Origin of the sequence: Pseudomonas sp. URMO17WK12:I11, from assembly GCF_007677725.1 — a bacterium.
In the GTDB taxonomy this organism is placed as follows: domain Bacteria; phylum Pseudomonadota; class Gammaproteobacteria; order Pseudomonadales; family Pseudomonadaceae; genus Aquipseudomonas.
The window spans coordinates 44,040-64,782 of sequence record NZ_VEDF01000010.1 but is presented as its reverse complement, the minus strand read 5'-3'; the positions used below and the strand labels follow the sequence as shown (position 1 = coordinate 64,782).

The following is a 20,743-nucleotide window of genomic DNA, read 5'->3' as shown; positions in this document are numbered from 1 at the left end:
AACAGGGCGCAATGTCGTTTTTATGAAATTATTTGGTGCGTTTTATATAAATGTATACAAAGCCACTGCTCGCTATCCCTGATTCATAGGCCCACAGGCTTTTCAAGCGAGCACAAAAATGGGGCCACCTGGGCCCCATGATCGTGCATCAGAAACCGGCTTATTGAGCCAGCTTCTTGTGACGCACACGGTGCGGCTGGGCAGCAGCATCGCCCAGGCGCTTTTTGCGGTCCGCTTCATACTCGGTGTAGTTACCCTCGAAGAACACCACGTTGGAGTCGTCTTCGTAGGCCAGGATGTGAGTGGCCACACGGTCCAGGAACCAACGGTCGTGGGAAATCACGATGGCCGCGCCTGGGAAGTCCAGCAGGGCTTCTTCCAGGGAGCGCAGGGTCTCGACGTCGAGGTCGTTGGACGGTTCGTCGAGCAGCAGGACGTTACCGCCCTCCTTCAAGGTCAGTGCCAGGTGCAGACGGCCACGCTCACCACCGGAGAGGTCCTTGACGAACTTCTGCTGGTCGCCGCCTTTGAAGTTGAAGCGGCCGACGTAGGTGCGCGATGGAATCTCGTAGCTGCCGATGCGGATCTGGTCGGAGCCGTCGGAGATCTGCTGGAACACGGTCTTGCTGCCGTCGAGGTCTTCGCGGCTCTGGTCGACGCAGGCCAGTTGCACGGTTTCGCCGATCTCGATGCTGCCCGAGTCCGGTTGTTCCTTGCCCATCAGCATGCGGAACAGGGTCGATTTACCGGCACCGTTACCGCCGATCACCCCGACGATGGCGCCTTTGGGCATGGAGAACGACAGGTTGTCGATCAGCACGCGGTCGCCGTAGCCCTTGGTGACGTTCTTGAACTCGATGACCTTGTCGCCCAGGCGCGGACCGGCCGGGATGTAGATCTCGTTGGTTTCGCTGCGCTTCTGGAATTCCTGCGATTGCAGTTCTTCGAAGCGTTGCAGACGCGCCTTGGATTTGGACTGACGGGCCTTGGCGCCTTTGCGCACCCACTCCAGTTCCTCTTTCATGGCCTTCTCGTGGGCGCTCTGCTGCTTGGATTCCTGCGCCAGACGATCGGACTTGGCTTCCAGCCAACCCGAGTAGTTGCCCTCGTACGGGATACCGGCGCCGCGGTCGAGTTCGAGAATCCAGCCGGCGACGTTGTCGAGGAAGTAACGGTCGTGGGTGATCGCCACCACGGTGCCAGGGAAGTCGTGCAGGAAGCGCTCGAGCCAGGCCACCGAATCGGCATCCAGGTGGTTGGTCGGTTCGTCGAGCAGCAGCATGTCGGGGGCCGACAGCAGCAGACGGCACAGGGCGACGCGGCGCTTCTCACCACCGGACAGGTGTTCGATGCGTGCATCCCAGGCCGGCAGACGCAGGGCGTCGGCGGCTACGTCGAGCTGGCGCTCGAGGTTGTGGCCGTCGGCGGCCTGCAGAATGGCTTCGAGCTTGGCCTGCTCGGCAGCCAGCTTGTCGAAATCGGCGTCAGGCTCGGCGTAGGCGGCGTAGACCTCGTCCAGGCGGGCCTGGGCGTCCTTGATCACGCTGACGGCTTCCTCGACCACTTCACGCACGGACTTGCTCGGGTCCAGTTGCGGCTCCTGAGGCAGGTAACCGACATTGATGTCGGGCATCGGACGCGCTTCGCCGTCGAATTCCTTGTCGACGCCGGCCATGATCCGCAGCAGGGTGGACTTACCGGCGCCGTTCAGGCCGAGTACGCCGATCTTGGCGCCTGGGAAGAACGACAGGGAGATGTTCTTGAGAATTTCCCGCTTCGGCGGCACGACCTTGCTCAGCCGATGCATGGTGTAGACGTATTGAGCCAAAACCAAGCCCTCTAATCAGATAGGTAAAGACATCGACGCGCGCCCCGGCCACGCGGCCAGGGGGATGTGTTTACGGGGTGTAGTGAACAAAGTCGACCATTCTACGCCAACGCGCAGCGTTGCACAGGGTGGTCGGATGGTGGGGGCCTGGTGCCGTGCCGGCCCCTCGGCCGCTGCACGCTGGGGGCCGGCACGGCAGCTGACGCAGGCTCAGACGTGACGCTGTTTGGCCGCCTTGCCCCGTGGCAGGCGGCAACGGTCGCCTTGCCCGGTCAAACGTGCGGCCCAGGCGGCCTTGACGCTGAAGCCTGCGCTGCGTACAGGCTGCGCTGGCACGACGACAGGCGCCGGGGCGGCTGGCGCGCTGACCGTTTTGGCGGTCTTGGCGGTCTTGCGCAGCTCGGCCAGCGATGGCGACTTGGGTACGGCCGCCGCAGCCGGGCTCGGCTTGACCAGCGAGCGCTGGCACGATTTGCAGGATACGTCCGTGGTCACGGCAGTGCTGACAAGGGTCTGACTGCTGCGCCCACAGGCGGAATCGAGGCCATTGGTGGAAAAGTGAGTAACCAAAACCGAACATCTCCGATGCGTTGTCATTGAAGCGGGCGACATTCTCGCACAGGATGCACGGGCTTGCCGAACCGCCCACGGCACAGCTCGACCGCTGGCGGCAGATATTCGGGCTGGCACATTGCCATAATCACAGGCATGCTATCCCGTTCGGATGTCCGGCTTTATAGTGCACAGCCGCGGTCAAGGCCTGTTGCAGATACCGGCATACGCCGTGCTCGTTCCCACCTGCCGTCGCCAGCCCAATAGCAGGACCAACGCTTGACCAATCTCAATCATCCGACCCCGCTGCGCCCCGCTACACCGGCATCGGTCGCTTCGCTGCGCGGCTCGGTGAAAGGCGCATTGGCCTTGCTGGCACTGATTCTGCTGAGCCTGTTGCTGTGGCAGTTGTTCTCGCAATACCGTCACACCCAGGACGACCAGCGCCGGATGAGCCTGGATGTCAGCACCAAGCTGGCCGACCAGTTGAGCTTGAACATGGCCTTGCAGGCGCAGCAGGTGCTCAACCTGATCCAGCCCTACGCCGCCGCGCCGACGCCTGCCGCCCTGCCGAGCCTGATGGCGACGCTGCGCGAGCGCCTGCCGGCATTGCGCGAGATGGCCTGGCTCGACCAGAACGGGCGCCCGCGCAGGGACAGCCTGGCCGGCAGCCCGGACCTGGCGGCGATCAGCGAAATGCTCGCGCTCAATCAGGGCCACGGCCACTACTTCTCCAACTCGGCAGATAACCGCACGGTCTATCTGCTGCTGCGCCAGCCGCCCGAGCAGGATCGCGGCTACTGGCTGCTGCGCCTGTCGGCCGACTACTACCCCACCCTCACCGGCCGCCTGCACGGGCCGGGCCAACCGTTGTGGCTGCTGGAAAACAGCCGCAGTGGCGAGGTGCTGGAGCGCCATGCCCCGCTGGCCGACGACAATGGGGCGCTGCAAAGCGTGATGCTGGCCTTCATCGACCACAGCGCCTGGCAGCTGCGCGGCCTGTTCGATGAGCGCCAGGCGCGCCATGAACTGCTCCCTGCGCTGATCGGCAAGTGCCTGCTGGTGCTGTTGTGCGCCCTGCTGCCAGTGCTGGCGCTGGCCAACATGCGCCGCCGCCAGCGCGCCCTGCACGAAGACCGCCGGCGCTACCAGGACATCTTCGAGGGCACCGGCGTGGCCTTGTGCGTGCTCGACCTGTCGAGCCTGCCGGGCCAGCTCGACCGCTATCACCTGCGCAACCTGGCCGGGCTCAAGCAAAGCCTGGCGCTGGACCCCAACCTGCGCCGCTCGCTGCTGCACGAGCTGAAGATCACCGAGATCAACCAGGTGGCGCGCCAGCTGCTCAATGTCGAGAACCACCAGGGCGCCTGGCAACGCTTGATCGATGGCAGCGGCGACGGTCGCGGCAGCGTCGGGGCGCAGTTGATCGATGCCTTGATCGAGCAGCGCCCGTCACTGGAGCTGGAAGTGCGCATACCCGCGCCACTGGGCGGCGAACTGCACCTGTGGCTGATGGCGCGCCTGCCGCAGCAGCGCCGCGACTACCAGGCAGTGATCCTCAGCATCAGCGACATCACCAGCCGCAAGCAGGTCGAGCTGTCGCTGCTGCAGCGCGAAAGCTTCTGGTCCGACGTGGTGCGCACGGTGCCCGACCAGCTGTACGTGCAGGATGTGCTGAGCCAGCGCATGATCTTCAGCAACCGCCACCTGGGCCAGACCTTGGGCTACGACCGCCATGAGCTGGCGCACATGGGCGACCGCTTCTGGGAAATGCTCCTGCACCCCGAGGACGCCGCGCACTATCAGGCGCTGCGCCAGCAACAGCGCGACAGTGGCCATGACCAATCGCTGCACACGCAATTGCGCTTCCGCCACCGCGACGGCAACTGGCGCTGCTACGACATCCGCGAGCAAGTGCTGGCGCGCGAGGCCGATGGCCTGGTGACGCGGATCATCGGCATCGGCAAGGACGTCACGGTGCAGATCGAAGCCAGCCAGTCGCTGCGTGACAGCGAGCAGCGCTACCGCATGCTCGCCGAGAGCATCAGCGACGTGATCTTCTCCACCGACAGCCGCTTGCAGCTCAACTATGTGAGCCCGTCGGTGAATGCGGTGCTGGGCTATCAGGCCGACTGGATCTTCGCCAATGGCTGGCAGTCGATCATCGCCAACCCGGCCCAGCTCACGGGCATCTACAGCCTGATGGAGCGGGTCAGCCAGGCCATGGGCGACAACGCGCAACTGGCGCAGCTGCGCAGCCAGTTGCCGACCCAGCTGTTCCTGTTCGACTGCCTGCGCGCCGATGGCCACAAGATCCCCATCGAGCTGCGCCTGGTGCTGGTGTGGGACGACCAGCAGCGCTTCGAGGGCGTGCTCGGCGTGGGCCGCGACATCAGCCAGCAGCGCCGGGCGGAAAAAGACCTGCGCATGGCTGCCACGGTGTTCGAGCATTCCACTTCGGCGATCCTCATCACCGACCCGGCCGGCTACATCGTCCAGGCCAACGAAGCGTTCAGCCGGGTCAGCGGCCACACGGTGGGTGACGTGCTCGACCAGTTGCCGACCATGCTGGTGGTCGAAGACCAGCAGGAAAGCCACCTGCGCTACATCCTCAAGCAACTGCACCAGCGCGGCAGCTGGGAGGGCGAGGTGTGGCTCAAGCGTCGCGACGGCGACCGCTACCCGGCATGGGTGGGGATTACCGCCGTGCTCGACGATGAGGGCGACCTGGCCAGCTATGTGTGTTTCTTCACCGACATCAGCGAGCGCAAGGCCAGCGAGCAGCGCATTCACCGCCTGGCCTACTACGATGCCTTGACCCACCTGCCCAACCGCACGCTGTTCCAGGACCGCCTGCACACGGCCCTGCAACACGCCGAGCGGCAGAAGTCCTGGGTGGTGTTGATGTTCCTCGACCTCGACCGGTTCAAGCCGATCAATGACTCCCTCGGCCATGCCGCAGGCGATCGCATGCTCAAGGACATGGCCCTGCGCCTGCTGGCCTGTGTCGATGACGACGACACCGTGGCGCGCATGGGCGGCGATGAATTCACCTTGCTGCTGCAACCGGGCGCGACCCGCGAGGTGGCCCTGAACCGGGCGATCCATGTGGCCGAGCACATCCTTGCCAGCCTGGTGCGGCCGTTCGTGCTGGAAAACCGCGAGTTCTTCGTCACCGCCAGCATCGGCATCGCCCTCAGCCCGCAGGACGGCAACGAGCTGAGCCAGCTGATGAAGAACGCCGACACGGCCATGTACCACGCCAAGGAACGCGGCAAGAACAACTTCCAGTTCTACCAGACCGAGATGAACGCCAGCGCCCTGGAGCGCCTGGAGCTGGAAAGCGACCTGCGCCACGCCCTGGAGCAGGACGAATTCATTCTCTATTACCAGCCGCAGTTCAGCGGTGATGGCAAGCGCCTGACCGGCGCCGAAGCCTTGTTGCGCTGGCGCCATCCAACCCGCGGCCTGGTGCCGCCGGGGGACTTCATCCCGGTGATCGAGGAGCTGGGCCTGGTGGTGGATATCGGCGACTGGGTGTTGCGCGAGGCCAGCCGACAGCTGAAGGTCTGGCACAAGAACAAGGTGCGGGTGCCGAAAGTGTCGGTGAACATCTCGGCGCGGCAGTTCTCCGATGGCCAGTTGGGCACGCGCATCGCCACGATCCTCGAGGAGACCGGCCTGCCGCCTGCGTGCCTGGAGCTGGAGTTGACCGAGAGCATCCTGATGCGCGAGGTGACCGAGGCATTGCAGATCTTGGCGAGCCTGAAGAACCTTGGGCTGAGCATCGCGGTAGACGACTTTGGCACAGGCTATTCGTCGCTCAACTACCTCAAGCAGTTCCCGATCGATGTGCTGAAGATCGACCGCACCTTCGTCGACGGCCTGCCCGAGGGCGAGCAGGATGCGCAGATCGCCCGCGCGATCATCGCCATGGCCCACAGCCTGAACCTGGCGGTGATCGCCGAGGGCGTGGAGACTCACGAACAGCTGGAATTCCTGCGCGAGCATGGTTGCGATGAGGTGCAGGGGTATCTGTTCGGCAGGCCCATGCCGGCCAACCAGTTCGATGCGCAGTTCGCCAACGAAACGCTGTTCATGTTCCAGTGAAGCGGCTGCTGCGGCATACAGAATTCTCTGAAAGTGAAAGGGAGGCCAGTCGCACCGGAACACCGCACGCGCCGCAAAAACCGGACTCCAGAGTCAATTCCAACCCCCGCCCAGCCCACAAACGGCGCGGCCTGCAACATGAGGCCCATTGGTCCGCGACTTGACGCCACTTCATATGCCAGGCGCGGATCAATCGGTTAGAATGCCCCCCCAAATTACCCCGATCCTTGAGGACCGCCATGTTCAGCCGTGATTTGACCATTGCCAAGTACGACGCCGAGCTCTTCGAAGCCATGCAGCAAGAAGCCCTGCGCCAGGAAGAGCATATCGAGCTGATCGCTTCGGAAAACTACACCAGCCCCGCTGTGATGGAAGCCCAGGGCTCGGTCCTGACCAACAAGTACGCTGAAGGTTACCCAGGCAAGCGTTACTACGGCGGCTGCGAATACGTCGACGTGGTCGAGCAACTGGCCATCGACCGCGCCAAGGAACTGTTCGGCGCCGACTACGCCAACGTCCAGCCGCACGCCGGCTCGCAGGCCAACGCCGCGGTCTACCTGGCGCTGCTGTCGGCGGGCGACACCATCCTGGGCATGAGCCTGGCCCACGGCGGCCACCTGACCCACGGTGCCTCGGTGAGCTCTTCGGGCAAGCTGTACAACGCCGTGCAGTACGGCATCGACGGCAACGGCCTGATCGACTACGACGAAGTCGAGCGCCTCGCCGTCGAGCACAAGCCGAAGATGATCGTCGCTGGTTTCTCGGCCTACTCGCAGGTCCTGGACTTCGCCCGCTTCCGCGCCATCGCCGACAAGGTCGGTGCCTACCTGTTCGTCGACATGGCCCACGTCGCAGGCCTGGTCGCCGCTGGCGTGTACCCGAACCCCGTGCCATTCGCCGACGTGGTCACCACTACCACCCACAAGACCCTGCGCGGTCCACGTGGCGGCCTGATCCTGGCGCGCAAGAACGAAGAAATCGAGAAGAAGCTCAACTCGGCGGTATTCCCTGGCGCCCAGGGCGGCCCGCTGGAGCACGTCATCGCGGCCAAGGCGATCTGCTTCAAGGAAGCGCTGCAGCCTGAGTTCAAGGCCTACCAGCAACAAGTGGTGAAGAACGCCCAGGCCATGGCCGAAGTGTTCATCGAGCGCGGCTTCGACGTGGTTTCCGGCGGCACGCAGAACCACCTGTTCCTGCTGTCGCTGATCAAGCAGGAAATCTCCGGCAAAGACGCTGACGCTGCCCTCGGCAAAGCCTTCATCACCGTCAACAAGAACTCGGTACCCAACGATCCACGCTCGCCGTTCGTGACCTCGGGCCTGCGCTTCGGCACCCCGGCTGTCACCACCCGTGGCTTCAAGGAAACCGAATGCCGCGAGCTGGCTGGCTGGATCTGCGACATCCTGGCTGACCTGAACAACGAAGCGGTGATCGACGCCGTTCGCGAGAAGGTCAAGGCCATCTGCAAGAAGCTGCCGGTATACGGCAACTGATCGGCTAACGTCTGATCATCCAGAGCCCGGCGCAGTGCCGGGCTTTTTCATGCCGGGCGTTTTTGTCGGCGCGCGGTAGCCCGCTGCCCAGTGCTACCCTGTGCGCCCTGCAATCACCGACGCACAGGCCCACCTTGACCCGAGAGCAACTGGAAACCCGGCAGATCCCGATCTATTTCATCGCCGTGCTCGCCGCCCTCGCCTTCGGCCTGTTGGCCAGCGATACCGCGCGCCATCTGGAGCGGCTCGTCACCCCGGCGATCGCGGTGCTGATGTATGCGATGTTTCTGCAGATTCCCTTTCTCGACCTGCGCCAGTCGCTGGGCAATCGCCGCTTCATGGGGGCGTTGTTGCTGGCCAATTTCGTGCTGCTGCCGTTGCTGGTCTGGGCGCTGACCCGTGGCCTGGTCGAGCACCCGGCCATTCTCATCGGCGCCCTGCTGGTTCTGCTGACCCCATGCATCGACTACGTGGTGGTGTTCACCCACATCGGCAAAGGCGACGCACGATTGACCCTCGCCGCCACCCCGGTGTTGCTGCTGATGCAGTTGGCGCTGCTGCCGGTTTACCTGGCCAGCATGCTCGGCGACGACAACGGCCTGACCTTGAGCATCGCCCCCTTCATGGAGGCCTTCGTGCTGCTGATCGTGCTGCCGATGCTATTGGCCGTACTGACCAGCGCCGGCGCTCGCCGCTCACCGGCGCTAGCGGCGTGGAATGCCGGCTGGGCCTGGCTGCCGGTGCCGGCCATGGCGTGGGTGCTGGTGGTGGTGATCGCCTCGCAGATCGCCTTGGTGCGCGGGCAGATCGAGCACTTGCTGCCGGTGCTGCCGGTGTACCTTGGCTTCATGCTGCTGGCGCCGCTGTTGGGCGCGTGCGCGGCACGGCTGTGGCGCCTGCCGGTGGCGCAGGCGCGCGCGGTGACGTTCAGCGCCGCTACCCGTAACTCGCTGGTGGTACTGCCCTTGGCTTTGGCCCTGCCAGAAGACCTGCGCGGGCTGGCGGCGGCTGCGGTGATCACCCAGACGTTGGTGGAGCTGGCCAGTGAGCTGGTGTATGTGCGGGTCGTGCCGGCGCTGATCCGCGAGCGGCGCTAGCAGCTGCGGGGGAGCTGGACGTTGAAACGGGTGCCGTAGGTGGCGTCGGAGTTCAGGCTGATCATGCCGCCATGGGCCTCGGCGATCTGTTTGACGATGAACAGGCCAAGCCCGACCGAGCGCAGCGAATCCTGCTGATGGCTGCCGCGGGTCATCGGCTCGAACAGCGTCGGTAGCACGCTGTCGGCAATCGGTGCGCCGTGGTTGTGCACCGACAACAGCGCGCCCTCCGCCGACAGGTCGGTGGTCAGGGTAATGGGGTGGCTCAGGTCACCATAAGCCGCGCTGTTGGCCACCAGGTTGCCGATCATCTGCTGCAAGCGGTCGCGGTCCACGCTGAGCGTGCCCTGCCCGCGCGACAGATGGCGAATGCAGGCCTTGGGGAAGGCGATCCTGAGCTCGCTCACCCACTGATCCACGGCCTTGAGCAAGTCCACCTGCTGACGGCAGATGCCGATGCCCTTGCCCAGCCTGACCGAGGCGAAATCCAGCAGGTCGACGATCATCCGCTGCGCGCGCTCGGCAGAGGTACTGATGCTGCCGAGCAGAAACCGCGCTCGATCCGTAGGTGCGTCGCGGCCCAGCAGATCGGTGGCCATCTTGATGGCCGTCATCGGGTTCTTCAGGTCATGGCTGGCGATCGCGACCATCTGCTCAGCGAACTGCGCCCGCCGCTGGGCCTCGGCATACGCCGCCGCCAACTCGGCCTGGGCTTGGTGCAGCGCGCGTTCGGCCTGGATCTTCTGCGCCAGCGCCTCTTCGGCACGCTGCATGGCGATCAGCACCGCACGCTCGTTACGCTCACGCTCAGACAAACTGAACAACGCCAGGTGAAAGCGGATGCCATCGTCGCCCTGGCGCCGCACGCCATCGAGCAGCAGCGGCAGCGCATGCCCATCGTGGTGACGCAGGGCCAGCTTCACCTGCGATACCGAGCCCTGCATGTTCAGCAGCGGCCCCCAATGGGTGAGCATGAACATGCGCCCGTCAGCGGTCAGCAACTGTTCGAAACTGCCAGCCTGCAGGGTCTCGCCCGGGTAACCCAGCCACTCCCTGAGCGTCTGGTTGCAGCGCACCATCATGCCGTCGGCCTCCATCACCACCAGCCCACAGGGCGCATGCTCGAAAAACGATTCGTTGAACAGAAGCGCGGTGTCAGTCATGGTCGAAGCCATGGCGGGCGAGGAACCTGTCCACCGCCGCCGTGCAGGCGCTCGGCGCACTGAGCTGTGGGTAGTGGCCCATGTTCTCGATCAAGCTCAGCTCACTGTCTGGCAGCACCCGCTCCAGGTACTGGCCCACCGCCACTGGCACGACCGGGTCACCGGTGCATTGGATGATCAGCGTCGGCACATTCAGCCCTTCGACTTCCTGGCGATGATCGGAGAGGAAAATCACCCGGGCGAAGTGCCGCGCCACTTCGGCATTGGTGCGCATGAAGCTGCTCGACAGTTCTTCCTCAAGCGCCGGTTGCCCTGGCGTGCCCATCAGCACCGGGGCCATGGTGCTGGACCAGCCCAGGTAGTTTTCATCCAGCGTGAACAGCAGCGCATGCACCTCTTCTTCGGAGAAGCCGCCCTGGTAGCCGTCCTGATTCACGTAGCAAGGCGAACCGCCGATCATCGCCAGCCCAGCCAAGCGCCCTGGGCGCATGCGTTCGGCCAACACGGCGATGAGGCTACTGACCGAATGCGCAACGACGATGACCGGCCCCTGGGCGTAGGCGTCGATGATCTCGTTGAGATCCGCCGCATAACCCCAGAGCGATGCGTACTTCTCGCGGTCGTAGGCGGCCAGGTCAGAAGCGCCGGCACCGACCAAGTCATAGATGATCACGCGAAAACGGGAGGTGAAATGCGGCAGCAGAAACTTCCACATCGACTGGTCGCAGCCGAAGCCATGGGACAGGATCAGGGTCGCATTGCCGTCGCCGACGACGTGCACGTTGTTACGCTTCTGCAGGGTCATACATATCCCGGTGTCGTTCGACGTTGCTGAGCAGTGACAACCCGTCCAATCTGGCATTGAGAATAGCCGGGGCATGGTTCAAGCGGCGGCTTCGCTTGCGGCCCCAATTGGCCACCATACGCGATAAGACGACATAAAGCGCTAATCGTGCGGTCAGGGAGCTTGATTTCATTGGGAAAGACGGCCGCATGGCACAGCCTGGAGGGTTTCTGCGCCTGCCGCTTGTCGGGTGTCATCTGACCAGCGGTAAGGCGCTGGGCGGGTGTATGAGCGCTAGATGAACGGACGCGAAACCAACTCAAGCCCCAGCAGCACCAGGAAGATCAAAAAGCCCTGACGGAACCGCGCCGGGCTGATGCGCAGCCTGATCCGCTGGCCCAGCCACATGCCTATCAGGGCAGGCAGAACAGCCAGCGTGGAAATACCCACCTGCGAAACCTCAAACGCATCGTGGAAGAAAAGCCCAAGCGCCAGCGCCACGGTCGATACGGTGAAGGACAGGCCCAGTGCCTGCACCAGCTCTTCCTTGTCCATGTCCAAAGAGCTCAGGTACGGGACCGCTGGCATGACAAACACGCCTGTAGCCCCCGCGACCAGTCCGGTGATCAGCCCCACCAGCGGCGACAGCCATGTCTCTGCCTTGACCGGCACCGTCAACTTCGGCGCGAGCAGCGCATAGGCGGCATAGACGATCAGCGCCAAGCCCAACCCGAAGCCCGACCAGACCGGGTTCACCGCCACCAACAGCGAAGCGCCACCGAGCGTGCCGACGATAATGCACAGCATCATTGGCCACAGCCTGCGCAGCAACCGCCCTATCGACGGCCCGGCAAACAGCTGCCACACATTGGTGATGAACGAAGGAATGATCAGTAACGCCGCGGCCGCCGCGGGCGACATCACCGTGCCGAGCAAGCCCATGGCGACGGTGGGCAAGCCCATGCCGGTGATGCCTTTGACCAAACCGGCAGCGAGAAACGTGCCGGTGAGCAGCGAGGTGTAAAGAACAGCGTCATGCAGCACAGCGAAATTCCCTTTATACGAAGCCGTGATTCAACCGTCGTTATTTTCGTAGCGCAGCCACCCGGCTGTTAAGGACTTGCCGTCCGCCGTGTCTTTCGGATGGACCCGCCCCTCGCTCACAGGCACTTCGGCGAAGTCGAATGGGCTCATGCCTTCGATACAGGCGACATTGACCCCGTACTGGTCCGGATCGGAGCGGCGTTGGTGAAAGGTGTAGATGCCGCACTTGGCGCAGAAGTAGTGCTTCGCTTCGTTCGTATGAAATTGATAGAGCGTGAGCGCCTCTTCGCCCTGGGTGACCGTGATATCTCCCAGGCCCGCTGTGACAGCCACGGCACCGCGCATGCGGCACAACGAGCAATTGCATCGGCGAGCGCTACGTACGCCTTCGGTCAAGCGCACGGAAAAGCGCACCGTACCGCAATGGCAGGCGGCTTGAAGGATGGGGCGGGCGTCGGATTTATCGTTGTTCATAAGCAGTCATCAACCCATTAGCGATGGCACTGGCTTCGAGTTTGACACGCTCGGCGTCGAGAAACGCATAGGCCGCCTGTAGCGTATCGATCTTGTTCTGAATGTCGGCCATCTTGCCGGCCACCAACGCTGCGCCTTGAGCGCAATCAAGGGTGTTTCCGCGTTTGGCCGCCAGTATCTGGCCAATTTCCGCTAGCGAAAACCCGCCGCTCTGCGCAGTTTGAATCAACGCCAGTTCGGCCACCGTCTGTTCGGTGTAATTGCGGTAATTGTTGGCTTGCCGGTTGGCCACGATCAGCCCGAGTTGCTCGTAATACCGCAGGGTATGGCGACCAATGCCACTGCGGCGCTCCAACTCTCCAATGTTCACCGTGAAAGTCCTTGACTATAGAGCGTGCTCTACACCTTAGCCTGCGGCCATCATCCAAACAAGGAATCGGTCATGGGCGTGGAATGCTTTGTCACAGGCGGCAGTGGGTTCATTGGGCAGCATCTGGTGGCGCGTCTTAGTGCAGCGGGGCATACGGTGCGGGTGCTGATGCGCAAGCCTGGGGACATTGAGCGGCTAAGGCAGGAGGTTGGGCAGCTGGGAGGTGTTGCAGGGTTGGTTCATGCGGTTGAGGGCGATGTTAGCAAGGCCGGGCTTGGGCTTAGCGAAAGTGATAAGCGATGTGTGAGTGCGGCCAGGGTGGTTTTTCATTTGGCCGCGCAGTTCACCTGGGGGCTGACACTGAAGCAGGCCCATGCGGTGAATGTTCAAGGGGCTTTGAATGTTGCCGAGCTAGCAGTCAGCCAAGGCGCCAGGTTGTTGATGGTGGGTGGTTACATGCTGCGCAACGAGCCGCATCTTTTGGGTATCGGGGTGGATATCGCGCAGCCTGAACGCACGGATTGGCCTGCTGTTTATCGGCGGGTCGGCGGTTATGAAGGGAGCAAGTTGGAGGCGCACTTTACGATTGTGCGGTATATGCACGAGGTTGGCGGGGATTACGCCATCGTTCACCCTGCCACCGTGTGTGGGCATAGCGAGACTGGGCACATTGTTGGAGGGCAACCGCTGGCTGGGTTGATTCGGGACCTTGCTGCGGGGCGGTTCATGGCGGTGCCGGGGACTGCCGAGCAGTGGTTGCCATTGGTGACTGTGGATTATCTGGTGGCGATGCTTGTTGGTGTGGCGTTTGATCCGGCGATGAATCGGCGTGAAGTATTGGCGCTGTATGAGCACACACCGAATTTGCAGGGATTGCTTCAGCTGTTGGCCGCGGCGTTGGGCGTGAAGGCGCCGCGCTGGCATGTGCCGATTCCGCTGCTGCGGGCTGTGTTGCGCATTCCTGGATTGGGCAAGCGGTTGGGGATCAGCGCAGAGTCCCTGAATTTCATTCAGACGCAGCGGTTCAATATGGCTGAAAGCACGCGCTTGGAGCGCAGGTATCGGATTGCGCATCCGGATATGGGGCGGGCTTTGGAGAGTACGGTGCGCTATGTAATGGGCGGTGAGTTAGCGCAGATGCGCTCAGCCGCAGGAGGGCTGCAAAGCAGCCCTACCGTTATCAGCGGTCGCCGAGGTTGAAATGCCCTAGCCGGCTCGGGCGTTATTCGGATTCATCCGGGTCGAGCATCTTGCCGCAGAGCTCGCTGGTCAGGCGGCTGATGATGCGAATGGCCTGGTGGATGCCTGCGGTGTTGCGGAAGCTTAAATGGGGGTTGTGCTCGCATTCGAGCATTTCATCGTGCTGGACCAAGGCTTCGCCCAGTAGCTCGAGGGTCCAGGCGTAGCTTTGCACGGTGGATAGGCGCTCGAGGTCAGTCATGGGGTACCTGCTGGGGGAAGGTGGGGTTGGGCAGGTTGGTTGGTGAGTGGAAGCGTTGGGGGTTGGGGGGCGGGGGTAGCCGACGGTGGGGAGCGGATGCGGGGATCCTGGATGGTGTATGGGTGGGCATGCATGAGTTCCTTTCGTTGTGGAACTGCCACCGCTCGCGGCCAAGCAAGTTGAGGTGGCAGCAGTACGCGGGTTGGCCGACCGGGACGAAAGGAGCCCGGCACACCCGAAGGTGTCCCGCGCACCACCGCCATAACACGACATCGCGGGCACAAAAAAAGCGCCTGCGATGAAGATTGGGCGCTGCTGCGCCTTTCGATTCCGACCGGCCAAGGTCGCATCGCCGATGCTTCGGCGACTTGGGGAATTTAGCTTTGTTGGCAGGGTTACGCAAGGTGGTGGATGGCCCGCAGGATCTGGGGCGTGGACATTTGTCCGGTCGTGGGTCATCTGGGTGGTTTGATCGGTACACACTGCAACGCGAACGCGCCCAGATGGCGCAGGGGCTGTCGACAGCGTGGAGGACCGAGCAGAAGGATGATGCGGGCAGACCGGTAGCTTTCCTTTGGTGACACCATCGCTGTGTCAGACCAGTTGAGCGAACTTGAGGATAGGCGGCCAGCCATTCTGCTGATGAGGTCAGAGTCCAGAAACCAAGTGTTGGGGCTATTGCTGGTGCTGCACCGAGCGCCGCCTTGCTAGTGTGCAGCATGGATTATGAGTTGGCTGGCGATGCTGCTTTAGACTCCTGATCCCGCTGGAGCCATGGGCTGTATGGTTGTAAATTATTCGTTCGATTTCGGAGACAGGAGTCGAATCGGGCACCTTCTACCCAGCAAAATAGGGCGCTTTGATAGCCTCTACCCACCACTGTATACCTAAACATATACCTAAAACGAAAACTACCCTGCGGGTACGGTGATTAGCGGTGGCCCAAAAAAGCCCTCCTAAGAGGGCTCATTTTACGACTTCTTTGGCGGCGGGGGCGGCGGTGGGGGATCACGGCGCGGCAAAGGCACATCGCTGCGAATGTTCCTCATTGGTGGTGGCGGTGGGGGTGGCGGCTTCTGCTCGGACATGGTGACTCCTATGGTTGGGTAGATATGTAAACCGGGAGGAATGACGCTAGTGACCAAACGACAGCGTAGATTACGTTCCTCGACAGGGCATCCAGCTCGTTGCTGCGCCGATCGTTATTGGTAGCGTTCCTCGTCGCTCCCATGACGTAATAGTCCATCATGATCTGCATAAAGAAGCTGTTGGCCTGCTCAACGCTCCCGTCGTAATAATCGATCAGCGTCTTCCGGTGTGCTTCAAGCTTTTCGGCCACTGGTATAGCTAGGTCATCGAAACGGACACGCCAGGCCCAGGCGAAATGCCACATCGCTCTGACAACGAAAATCCCTGCCCCAAAGTACAGAATCCAGAAGTAGATTCCCGCAGTCGTTTCTGTCGGCGGAGCTTTGGGAAGTAGGTATGAGAGGAAGCTCAAGAGGGCTACGATCAGCGCGAGCGGCAGATTCAGCCTGGAGATCAACTTCTCCTTACGGTCAGCCTCAGCGAGGTAGATCTTCTCGTACAGCTTGTACTCTTCATCATCGGACTTCATGTCACAGTTGCTCCCTCCGAACTGAATGGCTCTGGGCCATCATCCTTCCTAACCAGTTCCGTGCCAAGAGCCTCCAACACGACGATGCCTGGGGGGTCGTGTATAGCCATTGTTTAAGCGGTGCCCAGGGGGTTGTGTATAGCCGGCACCACCCCTCCGAAACAGTGGGGTGGCGCTTCACCGCCCAATGACCGTGAGTGCTCGCCGGCGGGTGTTGCGACGACAGCAACACCTTGTCCAGGCCATTACGGGGAATCCCGTTATTACAGTCCCATCTGTCTGATGATCCTGCGCGGCTCCACCCCATCGCGAAGCGCCCGGCTGGCGTCCATGGTCATCTGGTCGAGCGCCTTGCTCTCGAATGCCTCGGCCATGGCAGCGGCCTTCCTGACGATCAGTAGCGCCAGCTCTGGCGGGAACTGGACCGGCTCTGGTTGCGGTAGGTAGTCGCAGTCGATAACGGACATGGTGCGGCCCTCGATGTGGTGGCGCCTGATTATCTGATAACTGCCCTGTATCCGGGTAGTTTGCACAAGGTTGCCCGGCCACCTGTACCGGCCTGCTGTCAGGGCTTACTACTTTCTCCGTTTGAAACGGAACAACCCCGATCTTTGGACTTTTACGACGACGCCGCAAAAGTGCGGAGGCCGTCCACTGCCTCGATTTCCACACACTGACGCAGGTCGAGTCGATCGATATTGGTAGTTTCGCCAAGGCTGGCCAGCCCGAATGGCTCCAGCTTTCGGAATATCTCTGTCCTGGGGACAGGTTTGCCGCAAGGCTGTGGTGATATCCACCATTCCTTATCCGTGGTGATGGCCTGGCTCCCGCTCTCACGGCGTGCCCACCGACCGAGGCTTGGTCACTTTGGCCACCCCTTCGCAGGCACGGAATGTCAGGTGTTGTCAGGTCCATGACTGCCGGGTTTTCCCTTGACGAGCATGCGCGGAAATTCTTGACGACCTCCGCTCCTACAGGTCAGTCGGATGTAGCGCTAGCCCTTGTACAGCAAGGCTTACAGCCGATCATGCTCAGGCGCGAGCGTTTCAATCCGTCAAGACTGGTCAAGAATTTCCGTCAGGGGTCTGTCAAGGATGCGGGTTATTCTGGACAGGCGTTGGTCTGTTGGTCGACGCCGCCGGCCCACACGCCCCGCCCGAAGCACTTCCCGGCCCTGTGGCCGCCTGCTGGAGCGCGAATCCGTCCAGAGCCTGTCCAGAATTTGGTCCTCGGCACTAGACGGCAGCGGGCCGTGCCAACATCGCCTGCATCAGCCCAGACCCGGCCCAACGAGTGGCTCAAGGGATCACCCACCTGGTTATCCGTCTATTGCGGTCTAGTGCTGGCCTAGCATCTCCCTAATGGCTTTGGACGAGGGTATGGCCAGCGCCTGCCGGCACCAGACCGGCACGTCAGCATTCACGTGCCACAGCGCCGGATCAGTCGCGCAGCGCCAGCACCGATCCGTCCAGAGCAGGCCAAAAAACCGCCCTCGCAAATTCTTGACGGTGTGAAGGTGCAATTTCACCCGCAGGCGGCTTCTGGTGTGGGCTGCGGACCTTTTGTTGCCCCCAGATCTGTCTAGTGCCTGTCTAGAATCCGTATTGGGCCTGTCAGGGGTGCAACATCGCCTGGGCCTCTACGTTGACGGCCTTCAGTACCGGGAGGCCTCAGACGCCCAGCACCCGTCGCCACCACGTTCTGCCTGTCCCGTGATCCGTCAAAGCGCGGTCAAATTAGCGCGCAGCACCACCAGCAATGTGAGACCGCGCCGACCGCCAGCTTTTACCGGCACAGCCTGATACCTGGCCTTTGGCGCTTCGGCCATGCCGGCTCCGTCTCATTCCTGTCTTATATGGGCCAAGGCTAAATGCAGGTCTGAATCGGCGAGCGTTCGCACAAAGTCTTCATTTCGCGCACGAAACTAATGTTTTATGCATAGAATTGCTGTACCATGCAAAATCGATCACTTCACTAGCAGGTGGGTACATGGCTTTCAGAGCAGACGAAGCGGCACGCGTTGGATTCGAAGATGCGTCGAGGTATCTCATATCCAGAGAGATATGCGCCGACCCGAATGAGGCAGCGCGTAGCCGAGAAAAACTGGCGGAAATCGTGGATGAATTGGGGCCGGTCGTTGATGAATACCCCTCGTGGCATCCCTTGGTGTCCAACCACGAACCATCCCGTCGCCTATGGGCCAGGCGGCCAAGCAATAGGTGTGGCTACGATGGGCTTGATCATAATGTCTATCTGGCCAATGGTTTCATCACTTGCCCGTACCGAGAGCCGGAGAAGGTTATAGATGCCGTGAACAGGCTGCCGCGACACCATGCAGCTTTGATCAGAGCTGAACAACTTGACGTTCAGTTTTACCAGCCAAACGCCCATCCAGTATTGGTCAGGTGCGACTGGGGCATAGACCTTGAGAACGGCATGATCCCCCTGTCGGTCGCCATGCCACTTTTTCTAGAGAAAGAAGTCCCTACGTGGAGATCTTCGGAGGTGGCGGAACCGTGGGAAACCATGCGCCCGTACATCTTAGGCTCACCATATGGGCGCAGATCATCGCTTTTCGTAGGTCAGGAGACCGGCCAAGCGATGAAAAAGGTCTGGGAAGCTCTCGTTAGCTCAGGGATGTTCGGGCCAATCTACCAATGACACCAAGTTCAGGTTCGCGCTATGGGGGCGAACCTGGTAAGCGAACCATCTGCGCACGCTGGCCACTCCTACACACTTGAACCTGATAAACCTGAGATCGGATCGGCTGGAGATGGGCGGCGAGAATTGTGGTTGTCATGTGGTCATTCATCGCGGCATGGGCGCACCTGGCGCCCGCAATACCGTGGAAACCAGCGTGGAAACCTGGGAGTGGAAACCATAACTTTTGATAACAGGCAGGCGGCCCAGGTTCGCACTGACAGTTCGCGCATAGGTGATTGCGAACCTGTAGTGCGAACCACCGGCACGAGTTGGCCCAGTACCAGCGCCCGAGCTCGTACCAGCAGTGCGTACTTGGCTGCGTACCGCGGTCGGATCACGCAGTCGGAGTGCGTGACGATCGTACTTGAAGCACTGTGTGAAACAGGCCGGGTATCCAGCACGATCAACCCATTTCGTGGATACCAGGGTCGATACTGGCTGATTTGCTCGACGCCTGCGACCTGGCCAGACGTTGACAAATGTTGACATGAGAACGGCTCCTCGCTGCCGTCCGAGCCCCCGCCCTGTTAGCAAATGCTAGTGCCTGGCCGAGCTGGCCACCCCCTCTTGCCTGTTAACAATCGTCAAGGTTGTCGCTGGCGCTGGGAGTATCGACCCCAGCGCACCACCTTGCGAATGTCGCTGAACCCGATCTTGGCCAGTTCTCGAAGCACCTTGTCCTGAGTGATCTTGACCCGGCCCTGCAACTCTTCGCGCTGGGAGGCGAGGTACTTGCGAACCTCAACATTTCTCAACAGGCGCTCGCCTTGAGAAGAGGCGGTCTTTTTGCTGTAACCCGCACGGATAGCGGCTTGCGTGGCATTCAGGTCGATCAGGTATTCGTCGACGAAGCGCTGCTGTTTTGCTGTCAGCGCCATAGGAGTTCTTTGGAATTTCTAGTGCCTCTCTCGGGCAGTACTTGAAGTGATGGCGGGTTGTCGGTATCTGTAGCGATCAAATCAGCGTAGGAGCTTGGATATGGCTTTCGAAGAAGCAGATATTGATATCAACGAGGGGACGGATAGCCACATCAGACTGACTGGAGTTCCATTCCATTTCAGCCCAGATGAGCGCTCCCTCTACACTGGTGCCGACGGCTCTGTAGGAGCTGTACAGCGCGCTGGATGGCTTGGCCTTAAGACTGAGCCTTTTAAAGGCTGGCTATCAGCCCAGACTATCTCGACTGCCAGCGCCCATGGTGCCCGCTACTTGTTCGAGGTGAAGCGCAATTTCCACAACCCATTGCAAGATGGCGAGTGGCTCTGGTTTCCAGCTTCGCGCGTACCGCTCTAGCCGCCAGAAGCCCGCGCCACGAAACGTCGCACCTTGATTTTGTGGCGCGGGCTTCTGCTGGCGCCCACCACCAGGTCGCTTACCTAGCCAGCAGGCTGCCCCATTGGCAGAATGCCACGTTCATACCTGCCAGCGAGAAATGGACTTTATGAGAAAGGCAATTGCCCTCCTGCCCCTTTGCTTGATCCTGACAGCCTGCGACAAGGTGTCGTCGGCCTTCGGCACCGGCTCGTCATCCAAGGCGCCAGCAGCAACTGTCGGCTACGACTTCGAGATCAACAACACATCACCTGACCAGGCCCTGAAGACTTGGTGGCGCTACCTGGACACAGAATCTGCCATTGGGCTGGCCCGCTGCGAGGCTTATACCAGAGAGCACGCTGGCGACTTTGACGTGGCAAAGGTGGCCACGGGTGAAGTGGAACAGTCAGTGAAGAGCCGTAACTCGGTCTGTTCTACATCGGTCTATGATCGAGAGATCTTGGAAGTCAAACAGGAAACCGAAACCAGAGCAGTCGCGCTAGTCAAGATCATCAATGCCACCCCATCCAGCGCAAGTAGAACGCTTGAGGATGAGAAGCGGCGCAATCGAGGCGAGCGTTTCAGATACCTAATTGAGAATACTGGCGGTGGGTGGAAGGTATCTCAGGTGTATCAGTACGATGACGCCAGCCGCTACACCGGAGGTTCAGATTGGCCGAAGCAATACACCCCGTATGTTGAGACTTACCAGACCTATGTATTCGGAAACCAGTGAGTGAGCGCCAGCAAAT

18 protein-coding genes are annotated in these 20,743 nt (G+C 61.5%); 7 read left to right on the top strand and 11 right to left on the bottom strand.

Annotated elements, in window-relative coordinates; genetic code table 11:
• Positions 1 to 160: 160 nt before the first annotated feature.
• Complete coding sequence (ettA, locus tag FS665_RS18485; protein ID WP_145191629.1) at positions 161 to 1,828, bottom strand: energy-dependent translational throttle protein EttA; 1,668 nt, start codon at positions 1,826 to 1,828, stop codon at positions 161 to 163.
• Between the two features lie 210 nt (positions 1,829 to 2,038).
• A complete protein-coding gene (locus tag FS665_RS18480) occupies positions 2,039 to 2,398 on the bottom strand; it encodes a hypothetical protein (protein ID WP_145191626.1) in 360 nt (119 codons plus the stop codon).
• Between the two features lie 261 nt (positions 2,399 to 2,659).
• Here FS665_RS18480 and FS665_RS18475 point away from each other — a divergent pair, with 261 nt between their 5' ends.
• From FS665_RS18475 to FS665_RS18465, 3 genes are all read left to right on the top strand, one after another.
• Positions 2,660 to 6,490, top strand: coding sequence for a GGDEF and EAL domain-containing protein (locus tag FS665_RS18475; protein WP_145191623.1), 3,831 nt, complete (start codon positions 2,660 to 2,662; stop codon positions 6,488 to 6,490).
• Positions 6,491 to 6,729: 239 nt separating this feature from the next.
• Positions 6,730 to 7,983 carry a serine hydroxymethyltransferase gene (gene glyA / locus FS665_RS18470; protein ID WP_145191621.1) on the top strand — a complete coding sequence of 418 codons (1,254 nt, stop codon included), beginning with the start codon at positions 6,730 to 6,732 and terminating at the stop codon, positions 7,981 to 7,983.
• A 134-nt stretch (positions 7,984 to 8,117) separates the two neighbouring features.
• Positions 8,118 to 9,080, top strand: coding sequence for an arsenic resistance protein (locus tag FS665_RS18465; RefSeq protein WP_145191618.1), 963 nt, complete (start codon positions 8,118 to 8,120; stop codon positions 9,078 to 9,080).
• Here the strand turns inward: FS665_RS18465 and FS665_RS18460 are convergent.
• The 5 genes from FS665_RS18460 to FS665_RS18440 form a co-directional block, all read right to left on the bottom strand.
• Positions 9,077 to 10,243: a PAS domain-containing sensor histidine kinase gene (locus FS665_RS18460; RefSeq protein ID WP_178108367.1), complete on the bottom strand. Its 1,167-nt coding sequence runs from the start codon at positions 10,241 to 10,243 to the stop codon at positions 9,077 to 9,079. The genes FS665_RS18465 and FS665_RS18460 overlap by 4 nt on opposite strands.
• Complete coding sequence (locus FS665_RS18455) at positions 10,236 to 11,048, bottom strand: alpha/beta fold hydrolase (protein ID WP_145191613.1); 813 nt, start codon at positions 11,046 to 11,048, stop codon at positions 10,236 to 10,238. The genes FS665_RS18460 and FS665_RS18455 overlap by 8 nt, the downstream gene beginning before the upstream one ends.
• 273 nt (positions 11,049 to 11,321) lie before the next feature.
• Positions 11,322 to 12,071, bottom strand: a complete 750-nt coding sequence (locus tag FS665_RS18450) for a sulfite exporter TauE/SafE family protein (RefSeq protein WP_371921291.1) — start codon at positions 12,069 to 12,071, stop codon at positions 11,322 to 11,324.
• Between the two features lie 30 nt (positions 12,072 to 12,101).
• A complete protein-coding gene (locus FS665_RS18445; RefSeq protein ID WP_145191610.1) occupies positions 12,102 to 12,545 on the bottom strand; it encodes a GFA family protein in 444 nt (147 codons plus the stop codon).
• Positions 12,532 to 12,915 carry a MerR family transcriptional regulator gene (locus FS665_RS18440; RefSeq protein ID WP_145191607.1) on the bottom strand — a complete coding sequence of 128 codons (384 nt, stop codon included), beginning with the start codon at positions 12,913 to 12,915 and terminating at the stop codon, positions 12,532 to 12,534. The genes FS665_RS18445 and FS665_RS18440 overlap by 14 nt, the downstream gene beginning before the upstream one ends.
• Positions 12,916 to 12,987: 72 nt before the next feature.
• Between FS665_RS18440 and FS665_RS18435 the strand changes: the two genes are divergently transcribed.
• A complete protein-coding gene (locus FS665_RS18435; protein ID WP_145191978.1) occupies positions 12,988 to 14,115 on the top strand; it encodes an SDR family oxidoreductase in 1,128 nt (375 codons plus the stop codon).
• Between the two features lie 22 nt (positions 14,116 to 14,137).
• On the opposite strand, the gene FS665_RS18430 is transcribed toward FS665_RS18435, so the two are convergent.
• From FS665_RS18430 to FS665_RS18420, 3 genes are all read right to left on the bottom strand, one after another.
• Positions 14,138 to 14,356, bottom strand: a complete 219-nt coding sequence (locus FS665_RS18430; protein WP_145191604.1) for a hypothetical protein — start codon at positions 14,354 to 14,356, stop codon at positions 14,138 to 14,140.
• Between the two features lie 1,096 nt (positions 14,357 to 15,452).
• Positions 15,453 to 15,974 carry a hypothetical protein gene (locus tag FS665_RS18425; protein WP_145191601.1) on the bottom strand — a complete coding sequence of 174 codons (522 nt, stop codon included), beginning with the start codon at positions 15,972 to 15,974 and terminating at the stop codon, positions 15,453 to 15,455.
• Between the two features lie 263 nt (positions 15,975 to 16,237).
• Positions 16,238 to 16,441, bottom strand: a complete 204-nt coding sequence (locus FS665_RS18420; protein WP_104148469.1) for a hypothetical protein — start codon at positions 16,439 to 16,441, stop codon at positions 16,238 to 16,240.
• Positions 16,442 to 17,963: 1,522 nt separating this feature from the next.
• On the opposite strand from FS665_RS18420, the gene FS665_RS18415 reads away from it, so the two are divergent.
• Positions 17,964 to 18,635 (top strand): hypothetical protein, encoded by a 672-nt coding sequence (locus tag FS665_RS18415; RefSeq protein ID WP_145191598.1) that lies wholly within the window; start codon positions 17,964 to 17,966, stop codon positions 18,633 to 18,635.
• Positions 18,636 to 19,261: 626 nt separating this feature from the next.
• Here FS665_RS18415 and FS665_RS18410 read toward each other — a convergent pair.
• Positions 19,262 to 19,555, bottom strand: coding sequence for a terminase small subunit (locus FS665_RS18410; RefSeq protein WP_145191595.1), 294 nt, complete (start codon positions 19,553 to 19,555; stop codon positions 19,262 to 19,264).
• 100 nt (positions 19,556 to 19,655) lie between these two features.
• On the opposite strand from FS665_RS18410, the gene FS665_RS18405 reads away from it, so the two are divergent.
• Both FS665_RS18405 and FS665_RS18400 read left to right on the top strand, forming a co-directional pair.
• A complete protein-coding gene (locus FS665_RS18405; RefSeq protein WP_145191592.1) occupies positions 19,656 to 19,970 on the top strand; it encodes a hypothetical protein in 315 nt (104 codons plus the stop codon).
• A gap of 148 nt (positions 19,971 to 20,118) precedes the next feature.
• Positions 20,119 to 20,727: a hypothetical protein gene (locus FS665_RS18400; RefSeq protein WP_145191589.1), complete on the top strand. Its 609-nt coding sequence runs from the start codon at positions 20,119 to 20,121 to the stop codon at positions 20,725 to 20,727.
• Positions 20,728 to 20,743: the final 16 nt, after the last annotated feature.

Coding starts and splice junctions, on each gene's coding strand:
- FS665_RS18400 (WP_145191589.1), top strand. CDS start 20,119: ATGAGAAAGGCAATTGCCCTCCTGCCCCTTTGCTTGATCCTGACAGCC.
- FS665_RS18420 (WP_104148469.1), bottom strand. CDS start 16,441: ATGTCCGTTATCGACTGCGACTACCTACCGCAACCAGAGCCGGTCCAG.
- FS665_RS18410 (WP_145191595.1), bottom strand. CDS start 19,555: ATGGCGCTGACAGCAAAACAGCAGCGCTTCGTCGACGAATACCTGATC.
- FS665_RS18460 (WP_178108367.1), bottom strand. CDS start 10,243: ATGACTGACACCGCGCTTCTGTTCAACGAATCGTTTTTCGAGCATGCG.
- FS665_RS18435 (WP_145191978.1), top strand. CDS start 12,988: ATGGGCGTGGAATGCTTTGTCACAGGCGGCAGTGGGTTCATTGGGCAG.
- FS665_RS18455 (WP_145191613.1), bottom strand. CDS start 11,048: ATGACCCTGCAGAAGCGTAACAACGTGCACGTCGTCGGCGACGGCAAT.
- FS665_RS18415 (WP_145191598.1), top strand. CDS start 17,964: ATGGCTTTCAGAGCAGACGAAGCGGCACGCGTTGGATTCGAAGATGCG.
- FS665_RS18405 (WP_145191592.1), top strand. CDS start 19,656: ATGGCTTTCGAAGAAGCAGATATTGATATCAACGAGGGGACGGATAGC.
- glyA (WP_145191621.1), top strand. CDS start 6,730: ATGTTCAGCCGTGATTTGACCATTGCCAAGTACGACGCCGAGCTCTTC.
- FS665_RS18445 (WP_145191610.1), bottom strand. CDS start 12,545: ATGAACAACGATAAATCCGACGCCCGCCCCATCCTTCAAGCCGCCTGC.
- FS665_RS18425 (WP_145191601.1), bottom strand. CDS start 15,974: ATGAAGTCCGATGATGAAGAGTACAAGCTGTACGAGAAGATCTACCTC.
- FS665_RS18430 (WP_145191604.1), bottom strand. CDS start 14,356: ATGACTGACCTCGAGCGCCTATCCACCGTGCAAAGCTACGCCTGGACC.